This is a genomic window from Bacteroides sp. f07 (genome assembly GCF_042854785.1).
Classification (GTDB): Bacteria; Bacteroidota; Bacteroidia; order Bacteroidales; family Bacteroidaceae; genus Bacteroides.
Window position 1 is genome coordinate 840,468 of the sequence record NZ_BAABXI010000001.1, and the last position, 15,163, is coordinate 855,630.

10 protein-coding genes are annotated in these 15,163 nt (G+C 41.3%); 9 read left to right on the forward strand and 1 reads right to left on the reverse strand.

The window, feature by feature from the left end; all coding sequences use genetic code 11:
• Positions 1–118: 118 nt before the first annotated feature.
• Positions 119–3,631 carry a two-component regulator propeller domain-containing protein gene (locus ACGHVY_RS03415; RefSeq protein WP_390597135.1) on the reverse strand — a complete coding sequence of 1,171 codons (3,513 nt, stop codon included), beginning with the start codon at positions 3,629–3,631 and terminating at the stop codon, positions 119–121.
• A 114-nt stretch (positions 3,632–3,745) separates the two neighbouring features.
• Between ACGHVY_RS03415 and ACGHVY_RS03420 the strand changes: the two genes are divergently transcribed.
• The 9 genes from ACGHVY_RS03420 (at position 3,746) to ACGHVY_RS03460 (ending at position 15,163) form a co-directional block, all read left to right on the forward strand.
• Positions 3,746–4,297 (forward strand): DUF4738 domain-containing protein, encoded by a 552-nt coding sequence (locus ACGHVY_RS03420; protein ID WP_390597137.1) that lies wholly within the window; start codon positions 3,746–3,748, stop codon positions 4,295–4,297.
• 123 nt (positions 4,298–4,420) lie between these two features.
• The gene (locus ACGHVY_RS03425; protein WP_390597139.1) at positions 4,421–5,599 is read left to right on the forward strand and encodes a heparin lyase I family protein; all 1,179 of its coding nucleotides are present in this window, start codon (positions 4,421–4,423) and stop codon (positions 5,597–5,599) included.
• Positions 5,600–5,798: 199 nt separating this feature from the next.
• Positions 5,799–6,746 (forward strand): tyrosine-type DNA invertase cluster 3b, encoded by a 948-nt coding sequence (locus ACGHVY_RS03430; RefSeq protein WP_390597140.1) that lies wholly within the window; start codon positions 5,799–5,801, stop codon positions 6,744–6,746.
• Positions 6,747–7,088: 342 nt separating this feature from the next.
• Entirely contained in the window at positions 7,089–7,667 is a 579-nt protein-coding gene (locus tag ACGHVY_RS03435; RefSeq protein ID WP_390597142.1) for a UpxY family transcription antiterminator, read from the forward strand.
• Positions 7,668–7,709: 42 nt separating this feature from the next.
• Complete coding sequence (locus tag ACGHVY_RS03440; RefSeq protein ID WP_390597144.1) at positions 7,710–8,510, forward strand: polysaccharide biosynthesis/export family protein; 801 nt, start codon at positions 7,710–7,712, stop codon at positions 8,508–8,510.
• 4 nt (positions 8,511–8,514) lie between these two features.
• A complete protein-coding gene (locus ACGHVY_RS03445; protein ID WP_390597146.1) occupies positions 8,515–10,839 on the forward strand; it encodes a GumC family protein in 2,325 nt (774 codons plus the stop codon).
• Between the two features lie 5 nt (positions 10,840–10,844).
• Positions 10,845–12,773, forward strand: coding sequence for a polysaccharide biosynthesis protein (locus tag ACGHVY_RS03450; RefSeq protein ID WP_390597148.1), 1,929 nt, complete (start codon positions 10,845–10,847; stop codon positions 12,771–12,773).
• A 57-nt stretch (positions 12,774–12,830) separates the two neighbouring features.
• Positions 12,831–13,805, forward strand: a complete 975-nt coding sequence (locus tag ACGHVY_RS03455) for a glycosyltransferase family 2 protein (RefSeq protein ID WP_390597150.1) — start codon at positions 12,831–12,833, stop codon at positions 13,803–13,805.
• 26 nt (positions 13,806–13,831) lie between these two features.
• Positions 13,832–15,163 carry a UDP binding domain-containing protein gene (locus ACGHVY_RS03460; RefSeq protein ID WP_390597151.1) on the forward strand — a complete coding sequence of 444 codons (1,332 nt, stop codon included), beginning with the start codon at positions 13,832–13,834 and terminating at the stop codon, positions 15,161–15,163.

Consider the following 15,163-nt stretch of genomic DNA (forward strand, 5'->3'; position numbering starts at 1 on the left):
TGAAAGCACAGATTGGACATATAAGGATAAAAATAGGACGAAAGGGGCTTAACTTCCTATGAAAGCGTTATTTATAAGTTCATATTTTAAAGTGACGGTGAAGAAGCGTTGAATTGTCTCATTGCATATATTGCTTCGGCGTTTCTCCGAACTCAGCCTGGAAACATTTGGAGAAATAAGAGTGATTGGAGAAACCTACCATATACATCACTTCGGCAACAGTGAATTTCTTCTGTTGCAATAACATTGCCGCCTTTTTCATCCGGATGGACTTGATATATTCTACCGGAGACATTCCCGTCAGTTGTTTAATCTTCCGGTAAATCTGCTTGTTACTGAAGCCGGAAAGTTCGCACAAAGCATTAACATTCAGGTCTGCGTCGGAAAGATGGTCTTCGATCAGGCGGATAATATTCGACAGGAATTTCTCATCCTGGGATTCGGCTTCAATCGGTTTGAGTACAGGCAGTGATTCCAACGACTTTTTCGTCTGATTAGCCGGTACTTCTTCCTCTTCGATGGCGGCGACAGGAATGCTCAGCCCTACACTCGTTCCCTGGTTCTCTTCAGAAGTGACACCGTTGATATGTCCTCCATGCAGTTCCGTATAAGTTTTCACTAGATAAAGTCCGATACCTGTGCCATCCTTATGTCCCGAGCGGGGAGACTGGTAAAAGCGCTGGAAGATATATGGAATGTCCTGTTGTGAAATTCCGGTTCCGGTGTCTGAAACACAAATATCCAGTTGCCCGCTTTCCTGCGAATAGAAAAGGGAGAGACGTACGCTTCCGCTGTCCGGGGTAAACTTCACGGCATTTGAGAGCAGGCTGTCCAGTATTACTCCCAGTTTGATAGCATCCATATCCGCATAAATCTTGGCCTTGTTCGCTTCGAACTGGAAAGTGAGCCGCGGGTTTTCTTCATAAACGGAGAACAGGCTGCGACTGAAAGATACCAATTCAATACGCGACAGGATAAGCAACGAATCCGCATTGTCCTCAATCCGGTTGAAGTTGAGCACCTGATGAATCAATGAGTTTATCTTCATCGCATTACGTTGCACTTCTTCTAGAGTTTGCTTCTCATGCGTCGCTTCCGCGGCAGGAAGCAATTGGCTGACAGGAGCGATAATCCGGCTGAGGGGCGTTTTCAGTTCATTGGACAGGTTGGTGAAGAATGCCATTTTCTGACGTGACTGTTCCAGAATCTTCTCTTTCTCCAGACGTTCCATCTTCAACCGGTTTTTAACCCGGAAAAAGTTGATAGTCCAAGCGACCAGGCTCAGGAATAAAAGGCAGTAGAGTACTTTCGCCCAAAGCGTATAATACCAGGGTGGCAGAATCTTTATATCCAATATATAAGGGTGCTCGGAAGGAAATCCGTTCTTTTCTACTTTGCTGATAAGTAGCTGATAATCTCCATAGCTTAAATTGCTGTAAGTGATACGGTTTGTGTTGGATTTCAGAGAATTCCATTCTTTATCCATCCCTTCAAGCCTGTAAACGAATTTGTTTTTTTCTTCGAGAGAATAGGGGAGGTCGGACAACTCAAAAGCCAGATTGTTCTGGTCATGCTTCAATTCAATGGCGTTTGTGTAGCGGATATTGGGGATATCTGCGGTAGCCGGATTCATCAATTGATTATTGATGTACAGAGCTGTCAGGAGAATGGGGCGTTCCTGATGATGCATTGCCTGTATATCGGGATGGGATACGGCGAAACCGTCGGCACCGCCCAGATAGATATTCCCGTCCTTCGAATCGAACAGCAAACTGGTAAAACGTTTGTCCGTCATATTCTGCTGACGTGCCTCCATTGTTTTCCGGTTGATAATCCATAGCCCGTTGGTGGTGGAAACCCAAATATGGTCTTTCACCGATGTCATGGACAGAATCTCGTTGTTATTGAAACTTCCGAATGATATGCTTTGCCGGCTGGAGTCTTTAGGATTGATACGCATCACTCCCCCGTGATATCCGACCCACAGCATACCGTCTGTATCGCAAAGCAGGTAGTTCGGACTCTTTTCCCCACTCAACTCGTCGGCAAATAGCTTGGTGATTTGCCGTGTACGCGGGTTGATTTTGTCCAGCCCTTTACTATTGTACAGCAATACCCATACGTTCCCTTCTTTATCGGGCATGATTTGATTGATAAACATACCCGACAGTCCGTTGTGAACGGAGTAATTTTGTTCGGCTATGTATTGTCCGCCGGCAGATTGCATTAATTTATGCTTGTCTACTACAAAGATTCCACCCAGACAGGTGGCAATCCATAGATGGCCGGAATTGTCTTCAAAGAGGTAATAAGCCCAGTTTGTATTGTAAGTCCCCGTGCTGTCAATGATGTTATAATGTATAAACTGCTGAGTGGCATAATTATAACGGTTGATGCTGCCATCCGTAGCTATCCATAATTGCTGTTCCTTATCTTCGTAAATATGACGGATACGGTTGTGGGATAAAGGATATGTTTTATCTCCCATTTTATACCAGGCTGCCTCGTGGCGTGTTCCGGTGGGGTGGATGAAACGGAGTAGCCCGTTCGTGCCGCCAAACCAGTAAAAGCCTTTTGAATCGCGGAACAGTGAGTAGAACTGGTTTCCGTCTCCCGTGCCCGTGATTTGGGAGATTGGCACGAATTGCAGGGCACTGTTATAGCGTGACAAAGAGATTCCATAATCAGTCCCTAACCAAATATTCTGTTCCTGATCGGAAAAGATATTCCAGACGATGTTGTTGGTCAGCGACTGGATATTGCGTGAGTCATGAATGATATGTTGCAAAGGCTCTTCATCGTTCTTATATACATAAAGTCCGTTATCCGTACCAGCCAATAAGTTTCCGTCTCCATCCAAAGCCAGTGATTTGATGGAGTTATTATGAAAAACTTCTATCGCATTCATCTTTCCTGTTGCAGGAATGTATTGGAAGAGATAGCCTTCCATGCCAATCCAAATGCACTGCCGGGTGATATCTTCCAATAAGGAATTGACAAACAGATTGCTTATCGCCCGGTCGACAGGCAGAAAAATGCTTTTAAACTTTCCATGTTCCGGTATATAACGGCACAAACCATTATAAGTGCCCACATAAATCTGATTGTCTTTCGTGTGGATAATAGAATAGATTGTATTATGAGACAAGCCGCTACGATTGCTGTTGAAACGGGACAACTTGCGGTCTTTTAACCGGTAAGTGTAGAGCCCGTTCAACGAACCTATCCATAAGGTATCTCCCTGAAGTGCCATGGTGCGGACATCGGTGGGGAAATCCGTCTCCGGCTGTTCATATTTGTCTGTGTGGTAATTGTAAACAAGTATTCCGTTATCTGTTCCCAGATACAGATACGTATTGTCTGCGATAATACCGCAATAGATGCGTGTATTATTGCGTTCGCCATACGTGAAATGTTGTTGGGTGGAATAGCCGTCATAACTGAATAATCCTTTGTTGGAACCTATCCATATCAGCCCCTCGCTATCTTGCAGGAAACAACTGATAACCGAAGCTTCGGCACCGAGATAGATATTGTCGAACTGCTGATAATTCACTTTTTGCCCATATACATCACAAGGGATGCAGCAGATGCAAATGAGTAAAAGAATCCATCTAATCCGTCGGTACATGGTATCAGGTTTACAAGTTTTATTTCGCAAATGTAGGAAAAATGTCGGTTACACTTGTAAATATCCCGCTCTTTTTGTTCCTTTGTTACCTATTTATAAACAGAAAACTTTAGTATGGGAAAACTAATTTATTTGCTTTTGTTGCCATTGGCAGTGGCTGTGACTGCATGTGGCGGTAAAAAAGGAGCTTCAGATAATAAATCGACGTTGGCTACAATGGACAGTGTGGATGCCCGCGGACTGCAACGTATGCAAACTTCCAAAAGCGAAACGGACTTCAAGTTTAAAGGAAAAGATTATCATTCCATGGTTTCGCGTACGCCGGACGAAAGTCTGCCCCATGTCACCAACGAAATGGGAGATACCTATGTCGATAATAAAATCGTGTTGCGCCTGACACGTGGCAGCGAGAAGGTGTTTGATAAAACTTTTACTAAGAATGACTTCTCGTCCGTAGTGGATGCTAAATTCCTGTCGCATTCTGTCCTTGAAGGAATCGTATATGACAAGACCACTCCGCAGGGAATAGTGTATGCGGCAAGTGTTTGTTATCCGCAGACGGATTTGTATATGCCGCTTTCTATCACCATTACTGCCGATGGAAAGATGAGCATACAAAGAGTGGATATGCTTGAGGAGGAATATAATGACGAACCGTCCAATTAAGCCTGTGAACGGGTACTGACAGTAGAATTATACAAATGTGAAAACATTTGAGACAAATGAAGGGCAGCCGAAGAGGTTGCCTTTCGTATTTTTGCACTGTCAACAAACTTAATACCGAATAGAATGAAGAAAAACATTTTAGCTGTCTGTGTGGTAGCAGCAGGATGCACGGCACTGACCGCCCAGACTAAAAATACACAAACGCTGGTTCCACTGACCGAACGTGTAAACGTGCAGTCAGATTCGGCACGTATCAATCAGATTATAGATGGTTGCTGGGTAGCAGTCGGTTCTAAAAAGCCGCATGCCATTCAACGCGACTTCACCTGTATGTTCGACGGAAAACCTTCTTATCGTTTCGAACTGAAAGAAGATGATAACACACTGTCGGGATACGCCAAAGGGGAAACAAAAGGGCGTGCGGAATTTTCTTATTGTTATGCAACTTCCGATGATTTCAAAGGGAAGCCTGCCGATACGTATAAAAAGGCACAAATAATGAAGACTGTATATCATCATGGTAAAGGAGCTTGCCCGCAAGGCTCTTCCCGCGACTATGAATTCTCGGTATATATTCCTTCTACATTGGGCAGTGATGTCTCGACAATTTTTGCCCAGTGGCACGGAATGCCGGACCGTACTTTGGTTCAGACTCCGCAGGGTGAAGTGAAGACACTGACTGTTGATGAATTTATCGAACTGGACAAGACCACTATCTTCAAGAAGAACATGGGACACGAGAAAAAAGCCAAACTGGACAAGCAGGGCAATCCGGTAAAAGACAAACAGGGCAATCCGGTGTACGTAGCCGGTAAAGCCAACGGCTGGCTGGTTGAACAGGGCGGGTATCCGCCTTTGGCATTCGGATTTTCCGGCGGCTGGTTTTATATCAAGGCAAACTCCGACCGTAAATGGCTGACGGATAAAGACGACCGTTGCAACGCAAATGTAGAAAAAGCGCAAATAATGAAGCCTGTGACCTCTGAATATAAAGCATCTACCATTGCTTACAAGATGCCTTTCGCTGATTTTCCGAAGGATTGCTGGATTACGTTCCGTATCCATATTGACTGGACGGTCTATGGGAAAGAAGCCGAAACAATCGTGAAGCCGGGTATGCTTGATGTGCAGATGGACTATCAGGACAAGGGAAAAAAGGTTAGTAAACATATTGTGGATAATGAGAAAATCCTGATTGGACGTAACGACAAAGACGGCTATTATTTTAAATTCGGTATTTACCGTGTAGGTAATAGCACGAAGCCGGTATGTTACAATCTGGCAAACTATTCAGAGAGGTAAATTAGTCAAAAAGGTAAAGAGAGTGTGTTATCCGGATGTTCTTCAGTGGGCATCCGGATATTTTTTTTATGTGAATCTGGTAATATTAAAAAATGTCAATAATCATATGCCGTTTGGCAAATACGTTCCAGGTATGCGAAAAGATTCGTTTTTTTGCCACCTGCCAAATGGTATATGTATAAAATAACTAGTGATGTAAATGATGAGTAAAAATGGATTTAGCCGGTGTGGGGAACTCTACATCGGTCGTTTACGAAAAGAGGGACGCCACTCTACGGCGCACGTCTACAAGAACGCCCTCTTTTCTTTCAGCAAGTTCTGCGGCATATCTAATCTGTCGTTCAGGCAAGTCACCCGTGAGCGTTTACGGTGCTACGGGCAGTATCTTAATGAATGTGGTCTGAAGCCTAATACGATTTCTACGTATATGCGCATGCTTCGTAGCATTTATAATCGGGGAGTGGAAGCGGGGAATGCCTCTTACGTGCCGCGGTTGTTCAGTGATGTCTATACGGGCGTGGATGTCCGTCAGAAAAAAGCCTTGTCTGCCGCCGAACTGCACAAACTTCTTTACGAAGATCCTAAGTCTGAGCGTTTACGCCGTACACAATCTATTGCTGCTCTGATGTTCCAGTTTTGCGGGATGTCATTCGCAGATTTGGCTCATTTGGAAAAATCGGCTTTGGAAAGCAATGTATTGCGTTATAGCCGTATCAAAACTAAAACTCCTATGAGTGTGGAGGTGTTGGACAGTGCAAAGGAAATGATTGACCAACTACGGAACAAGCAGGACTCTCTGCCCGATTGCCCTGATTACCTATTCGATATTCTCCATGGTGACAAGAAACGGAAAGATGAACGTGCTTACCGTGAATATCAGTCTGCCCTCCGTCGGTTTAATAATAACTTGAAGGATTTGGCAAGGGCGCTACATCTGAATTCTCCGGTTTCTTCCTACACGTTCCGCCATTCCTGGGCTACTACCGCCAAGTATCGGGGGGTCTCAATTGAAATGATTAGTGAATCATTGGGGCACAAATCTATAAAGACCACGCAAATCTATTTGAAAGGCTTCGGACTGGAAGAACGTACAGAGGTAAATAAAGGGAATTTATCTTACGTAAGGAACTACTGCGCTAGCAGATGACTATGATATAATGTATTGGTAATCAGTGATAGTAACTAGCCGTTACTTCTTAGGTAACGGATATAAATTTGACGCAAAGATAGACAAAAACATAGATAGCACACAAATATTTCTTCACTTTTTTTAGTTTTATCTGAAACATAGGGCAAAAAACTATCTGAACATGAAATAATATAAATTTCATGCTCCAACTTTTTATTGCCAAAATTCAGGGACTTTCTCGCTGAATAATAGGCAGTTGCTTTTCTCGTGCCCTGTCTATGTGTGTAATTTCCCTTTTCATTGCTGTGTGTACTCAATCCGTTACCTAAGAAGTAACGGACAAATATGGGGTAAAAAAACATGATTTTAACAAAAGCAAAATCAGTAATTGCTGGGCCTAGTAATGGGACAGGGGAAGGCGTAGCACACTCTAAACGCTGGTATGTAGCTTTGGTTCGTATGCATCACGAGAAGAAGGTTGCAGAGCGTTTGGACAGAATGGGGATTGAGAGTTTTGTTCCTGTCCAACCGGAAATTCATCAATGGAGTGACCGGCGAAAGATGGTCGAGTCAGTCTTGCTTCCAATGATGGTTTTTGTCCATGTTGAACCGAAAGAGCGCATGGAAGTTTTGAGTTTTTCTACAGTGAGTCGTTATATGGTGATGCGGGGTGAGAGTGCACCGGCGGTGATTCCTGATGATCAAATGGCGCGTTTCCGTTTTATGCTTGATTATTCCGAAGAAGCAATCTGTATGAACAGTTCTCCTTTGGCACGTGGTGAAAAGGTTCGTGTCATCAAAGGTCCTTTGACCGGACTTGTTGGTGAACTGGTCAATGTTGACGGTAAAAGTAAGATTGCCGTTCGCTTGAATATGCTTGGTTGTGCTTGTGTTGATATGCCTATTGGTTATGTAGAGGCAATCAGCGAGAAAAACTAATTTTTCCCCTCTTTTTTGTTTTATCCTCAATTTATAATGAATATGAAAAGCTGTAGAGTTTCCTTCCTTTTTATGTTATTAGCATGTGTTTTGGGTGGGATGACTTCTTGTGTGTCATCCAAAAAGATGCTTTATCTGCAAGGTGCTGATAAACTGCATGAGAATCCACAGAAAATAGAAAATAATTATGAATTGCGTATCAAACCGGATGACCAGCTTCTGATTACGATTAATAGTAAGGCTCCGGAGTTGTTAACTCCTTTCGCGAACAGCCAGGTATTAGGTTCAAGTTCGTCTACGAATACCCAGGAAAGCACCGGCCTTTTAGTCAGCCAGAGTGGTAAAATAGAAATACCTGTTTTGGGTGAGATGCAGGCGGCAGGGTTGACACGCCAAGAATTGGCGGATGCGATTAAAAACAAACTTATTGAAGGCGAGTATATCAAAGATCCTACCGTATTAGTACGCTTTAAAGGTGCAAAAATAGTAGTGCTCGGTGAAGTGGGCAGTCCCGGAGTAAAAGACTTGCCCGGTGAACGTGTTACCATACTCGAAGCTATCGGACTGGCAGGTGATTTACCGCCGACAGCCCATCGGGAGAATATTTTGGTTATCCGAGAGGAAAATGGTGAACGTAAGAGTTATAGCGTTGATCTTACTTCGGGAGAAGATATTTTGAATTCCCCCGTTTTTTATCTTCAGCAGAATGATGTAGTTTATGTGGAACCCAACAAGGCTATTAATGTGAAAGGAAGTTCCGCACTTACCTATCTGTCTGCCGGTAGTAGTATTATTGGTGTATTAGCTTCTGTATTATCATTAATATTTATTCTTGCAAAATAAAAAGATGGAATATACACAAGAAAATAATGAGAAAACAGTTAAAGAAAGCGGATTTAATATTAATTTACGTGATGTCGTTGAATTAATAATCGCTAATTGGTACTGGTTTGCTCTTTCGGTGTTTATTTGTGTGAGTATAGCTTACCTTTATACCCGTACTTTAGTTCCCATCTATCAGCATCAGGCTGTGATGTTGGTAAAAACGGGAGGGAAGAGTACAAATTCCGACATCTCTGCTATGTTGGAGTTGCAGGGTGGAGTTACCGGTAGTGGTGTGGAAAATGAAATGTTTATACTCCGTTCTTATCAATTAGTGCGTGAGGTTGTCAATCGCCTGCATCTGGATGTATCATATGAGAAAGAAGGCTTTTTCCGTAATACATCTTTATATGCTGAATCTCCGATTGAAGTAAACTTCATAGACCCATATCATACTTACTATCGTACGAATGTCACTCCATTGGATGTGAAGAACTACTCCATTTCGGGTGAAAAATACGCTTATGGTGATACCATTCAAACAGAAGCCGGAAGAATCGTAGTGAATTTGAGACCTGAAAATCTTAGTACCTATATAGGTAAGCCTGTCCTGGTGACACGAATGAATCCCGAAGTGGCAGCGTCCATATATAAAGGTGGTATTTCAACTTCGCTTGCAGGTAAAGGAACTTCTATGGTACAGATTACCTGTACGGGAGATAATGTATCCCGTGCCGATGCGATCCTGAACGCTTTGATTAATGTATATAATGAAACTATCATTGAAGACAAGAACCGCATAGCGGTAAATACTGCCAAGTTTATAGATGAACGTATTGCAGTAATCGGTAAAGAATTAGGCGATGTAGAAGAAGAATTGACTGACTTCAAGCAGCGTAACCGGATTATAGGTTCGGAAGGAAACGGAACGCAGTTTCTTGCTGAAAGTAGCCGGATGAAAACGGAAAATCTTCAGATGGAAACGGAATTATCCATTGCCCAATCCATTAAAAGCTATTTATTGGATGCTACCCGAAACAATCAGTTAATACCTAATGTATCCGGTGTCGGAGATGCAAGTGTACAAAGTCAGATAACTGCTTATAATGAATTGATGCTTCAACGCAACCATCTGTTGGCTGAATCCGGTGCAAAGAATCCCGTTGTACAGACTGCAGATAAGAATCTGGCAGAGATGCGTACGGTAATTTCCGGCTCCATGGATAATTATATAAAGAATCTTCGTCTACGGTTGGAGAAAACTCGTGCAGTAGAACGTCAGATCAACTCTGAAATTCAGGCTGTTCCCAAGCAGGAGAAGATGGCATTAAGCATAATCCGTCAGCAATCCATCAAAGAAGCGTTATATACTTTCCTGTTAAATAAGCGTGAAGAAAACGCACTGCAACTGGCAGTAACGGAAGCAAATATCCGTGTAGTGGAATCTCCATTTGGTTCCAATGCCCCTATTGCTCCCCATTCTACAACTTTTTTGTTGGCGGCTTTAGTTGTAGGATTGGCTATTCCATTGGGGATACAAATATTAATCATGCTATGGAATACATCTGTCCGCGGTAGAAAGGATATTGAAGATTATACGACGATTCCACTTTTGGGTGAGATTCCTTCCCGCAAGGAAAATATGGCAGACGATGCCATTGTGGTAGACGATAAAAAGAATGACATTATTTCCGAGTCGTTTCGTCTGCTTCGTGCCAATATAAACTTTGTAGCGAAAGATGCGCGTGTTCTCATGTTCACTTCTACCATGCCGGGAGAAGGAAAGTCGTTTGTATCTCGCAATTTGGCAGTGGCAATCGCTATTGCCGGGAAAAAAGTGGTATTGGTTGATACTGATATGCGTAAGAGAACGCAAAGTAAATTGGCGGGAATTAAACATAAAGATGGATTGAGCACATACCTGTCTGGACAACACAATGATGTTGACAGCATTTTGGATAAAGGACTGATTCATCCGTCTGTCGACTCCCTGTTTGTTGGTCCTATTCCGCCTAATCCTTCCGAACTATTGATGAGTGAACGGTTGGAGAAATTAATAGAGGAACTGAAGAAACGCTATGACTATATCATATTGGATAATGTTCCGGCACAAGTTGTGGCAGATGCCGCCATTGTGAATCGTGTAGCAGAACTGACTTTGTATGTCATTCGTGACGGACAACTTGACCGTCGCTATCTTCCGGAATTGGAACGACTGCACAAGGAAGGTAAGTTTAGTCACTTGTGTATTGTATTGAATGACAGCCATATTGAAAAGAAAAAATATGGCTACGGTTACGGATATGGTTATGGCTACGGGTATGGTTATAAATATGGGGAATATAAATAATAGAGATGAAACAAAATTTGGAAAAATTTATCCGGTATATAAGCAGGACTTATTTTAGTTATTGGATAATATGGGGAATTGACTTAGTCATTTCGGTGACTTCCACCTGTTTCACTTATTGGTGGATACATTATCTTACGGGTACATTACTGAATGGTTGGGGAATGATTCAGGTCGGAGCTTTAGCAGCGGTTGCCACTACGATAGCTTCCTATCTGTTTCACACATACCGTAATACTGTACGTTATTCTCAACTGCGTTGCTTATGGCCGCTCATTTGTAGCTCGTCATTTAAGATGGCATGTATAGGAATCGCTGTCTTTGCCTTCCTGCCTTCTGTCAGCTTATCGGCCAATCAGAAACTTCTATTTATCCTATTTGACGGAATGTTGACTATCATTGCATTTGCTACATCCCGTATGCTGATGGTTATTATCTACGAGGCTTTGATAGATATGATGAATAAGGAGAATATGCGTATCTTGATTTATGGAACGGACGATCAGAGCGTAGCCTTGAAGACTCGCTTGTTGCATAGCTCTCATTATAAAGTAGTAGGTTTTTATTGCTATGGCACTATCTATAAGCATCGTCGTTTGGCAGAATTGCCTATCTATTATTTTACGAACGAACAGACTTTCCATCAACTGGTCCATAAACGCCATATTCAAGGTATCCTGTTTGCTCACAATGAGTCGACCCGTGCGGAAGAGACCCGTTTGCTTCAATACTGCAAGGATAACCATATAAAGACACTCATTGCTCCTTCTATCAGTGAAGCTGACGAAGACGGGAATTTTCATCAATGGGTACGTCCGGTAAAAATCGAAGACTTGTTGGGACGCCCTGAGATTAATATCAATATGGGTGAGGTCGCAGATGAATTCAGTGGAAAGGTGGTCATGGTTACAGGAGCTGCCGGTAGTATCGGTAGTGAACTTTGCCGTCAATTGGCGCAGATGAATATCAGTAAACTGATTATGTTCGATTCAGCCGAGACTCCTTTGCATAACATTCGTCTTGAGTGTGAGCGGAAGTACCCTAACCTTGACTTTGTTCCGGTGATAGGAGATGTCCGTGTGATAGACCGTCTGCGTATGGTGTTCGAAATTTATCATCCTCAAATCATATTTCATGCAGCAGCCTATAAACATGTTCCGCTGATGGAAGAAAATCCTTGTGAAGCTGTCTTGGTGAATGTCACAGGTAGTCGCCAGGTAGCGGATATGGCAGTGAAGTATGGTGCGGAGAAGATGGTAATGGTTTCCACGGACAAGGCTGTCAATCCTACCAATGTGATGGGATGCTCCAAACGATTGGCGGAAATCTATGTGCAGAGTTTGAGTTATGCCATTAAAGAAGGTAAGATAGAGGGTAAAACCAAATTTATCACTACTCGTTTCGGCAACGTCTTGGGCAGTAATGGTTCGGTGATTCCCCGCTTCAAGGAACAAATAGAAAATGGCGGTCCCGTCACCGTGACACATCCTGATATCATACGCTATTTCATGACTATCCCCGAGGCGTGTCGCTTGGTGATGGAGGCCGCTACTATGGGAGAAGGAAATGAGATCTTTGTATTCGAGATGGGTAAACCGGTGAAGATTGTGGACTTGGCTACCCGTATGATAGAACTGGCGGGATATAAGCCGGGAGAGGATATTGAGATTCAATTTACGGGTCTTCGTCCGGGAGAGAAATTGTATGAGGAAGTGTTGAGTAATGAGGAGAATACGATTCCTACTCATCATAAGAAGATAAAGATAGCTAAGGTTCGGAGATATGAGTACGCAGATATTGTAGAAACATACGATGAGTTTGAGAAACTATCTCGTTCAGTGAAGATTTGGGATACGGTGAAGTTGATGAAACGGACGGTGCCTGAATTTAAGTCGAAAAACTCGAGGTTTGAGGAGTTGGATCAGAGAGATTAAGTCTCAGTTGTTTTTTTATTTATAATTCTTTTTGGTATTCCTTTATTTTATAAATTGATGTTACAAGTTTCAGTTATAATTCCTATTTTCAATGTAGAAAAATACATTGTGAAATGTATTCATACATTGATGAGACAAACAATGAAAGAAGGTATTGAATTTATTTTTATTAATGATTGTACACCTGATTCTTCTATGAAGCTGCTTAATGATACTCTTTTACTTTATCCCGAAAGAGCATCTCAGGTTATAATTGTTAATAATGAAAGAAATTTAGGAATTGCGGAAACTCGAAAAGTGGGGGTGCGGAATGCGTCTGGATTATATTGTGGGTGGTGTGATCCTGATGATTGGGTAGAATTGGATATGTTTGAAAAGATGTGGGAAAGCTCTTCACAAGGAGAAAAGGATATTATTGTGTGTGATTGTTTTGAGGAGACTAATGAGGGGAGGAGGATTACATCATTTATTCCAGCAGCAACTCCCCATGATGTTTTAGCTAATAGTTGGAAACATAGATATATGCCTTATGGCTTGACTTTTCAATTATTTCGAAGGACATTGATTTTAGATTCGATAGAGCAATTGGTGTCGACTAATCAAGGTGAGGATACTTATTTGATGAGATATGTTTATTTTTATGCAAAATCAATTTCTTTTGTTTCAAAGCCTTTATATCATTATAATAGGATGAATGTGGATTCAATAACACATAATCCGCTACTCACACAAAAAGAATGGAATGCGCATCAACAGAATATTGAAAAAATTGATAAGATTTTATGCGGAGATGAATATGGACGTAATAAATTTCGTATTTCTATGAGTTCTTTGAAATTTAATAGGAAGTATCAATATAGAAAATGTTTTAAATCTATGTATGATTATTATACGAAATATGCAGAATGCTATAAAGATATCAATGAATTTCAAAATGTTCAGTCCAGACGATACAGGATAAAAACTTATTTTATGTATAATTTTTATCTTCTGTTTTGGCTTTTCTTTTATAAAGAATGGAAACGAAATTAATATATTAATTAAATAGAAAACAAGATATGAGAATTGTAGTAGCAGGAACTGGTTACGTTGGTATGTCAATTGCTGTTCTATTGGCACAGCATAATGAAGTAGTTGCGGTGGATGTTATTCCTGAAAAAGTTGATCTTATAAATCAGAAGAAATCACCAATACAAGATGAATATATCGAGAAATATATGGCAGAGAAAGAACTTAATCTAACTGCTACTCTTGATGCTAAATCTGCATATAAGAATGCAGATTATATAATTATTGCTGCACCTACTAACTATGATCCGCAAAAGAACTTTTTTGATACGCATCATATTGAAGATATCATTGATTTGGTTTTAAGTGTTAATCCTGATGCGGTAATGGTCATTAAGTCTACTATTCCTGTTGGTTATACACGTTCTCTTTACTTGAAATATGCACCTTTGTTTTTACATCATCCTGCATTTAAATGTAAGAAATTTAATTTACTCTTTTCTCCAGAATTCTTGCGTGAGAGTAAAGCGCTTTATGATAATTTATATCCGTCACGTATCATTGTTGGATATCCCAAACTGATTCCTATAGATGGAGGGCATTTTATAGAGGAGAATGCGGCTATTGAGGCTATAGGTAATTGTGCTGCGGAACAGCATGCTCGTGTTTTTGCTCAGTTGTTGCAACAAGGAGCTATGAAACAACAGATCGATGTGCTTTTTATGGGACTGAAAGAAGCAGAGGCTGTAAAGCTATTTGCTAATACTTATTTGGCTTTACGAGTAAGTTATTTTAATGAGCTTGATACTTATGCAGAAATTAAAGGGCTTGATGCACAAGCCATAATTAAAGGTGTCGGATTGGACCCACGTATTGGCACATATTATAATAATCCTTCATTTGGTTATGGAGGATATTGTCTGCCTAAAGACACTAAACAGCTTCTTGCTAATTATGCGGATGTTCCACAAAATATGATAACTGCTATTGTAGAGAGTAATCGTACTCGGAAAGATTTTATAGCCGACCGTATTTTACAAAAAGCAGGGTGGTGTCCTTGCAGCAAGGGAAATGATGAATTCAATAAAGAAATGCGGGACTGTGTTATTGGAATTTATCGACTTACAATGAAAAGTAATAGTGACAACTTTAGACAGAGTTCTATTCAAGGTGTAATGAAACGTATTAAAGCCAAAGGTGTTGATATTATTATATATGAACCTACCCTTGAAGATGGTACTACATTTTGGGGCAGTAAAATTGTGAATAATCTTTTTGAATTTAAGAATAAAAGTAATGTTATCATTGCTAATCGTTATGATGTTTGCCTTGAGGATGTGCAGGCTAAAGTATATACACGGGATATATTTAAAAGAGATTAA

Coding starts and splice junctions, on each gene's coding strand:
- ACGHVY_RS03415 (WP_390597135.1), bottom strand. CDS start 3,631: ATGTACCGACGGATTAGATGGATTCTTTTACTCATTTGCATCTGCTGC.
- ACGHVY_RS03420 (WP_390597137.1), top strand. CDS start 3,746: ATGGGAAAACTAATTTATTTGCTTTTGTTGCCATTGGCAGTGGCTGTG.
- ACGHVY_RS03425 (WP_390597139.1), top strand. CDS start 4,421: ATGAAGAAAAACATTTTAGCTGTCTGTGTGGTAGCAGCAGGATGCACG.
- ACGHVY_RS03430 (WP_390597140.1), top strand. CDS start 5,799: ATGATGAGTAAAAATGGATTTAGCCGGTGTGGGGAACTCTACATCGGT.
- ACGHVY_RS03435 (WP_390597142.1), top strand. CDS start 7,089: ATGATTTTAACAAAAGCAAAATCAGTAATTGCTGGGCCTAGTAATGGG.
- ACGHVY_RS03440 (WP_390597144.1), top strand. CDS start 7,710: ATGAAAAGCTGTAGAGTTTCCTTCCTTTTTATGTTATTAGCATGTGTT.
- ACGHVY_RS03445 (WP_390597146.1), top strand. CDS start 8,515: ATGGAATATACACAAGAAAATAATGAGAAAACAGTTAAAGAAAGCGGA.
- ACGHVY_RS03450 (WP_390597148.1), top strand. CDS start 10,845: ATGAAACAAAATTTGGAAAAATTTATCCGGTATATAAGCAGGACTTAT.
- ACGHVY_RS03455 (WP_390597150.1), top strand. CDS start 12,831: ATGTTACAAGTTTCAGTTATAATTCCTATTTTCAATGTAGAAAAATAC.
- ACGHVY_RS03460 (WP_390597151.1), top strand. CDS start 13,832: ATGAGAATTGTAGTAGCAGGAACTGGTTACGTTGGTATGTCAATTGCT.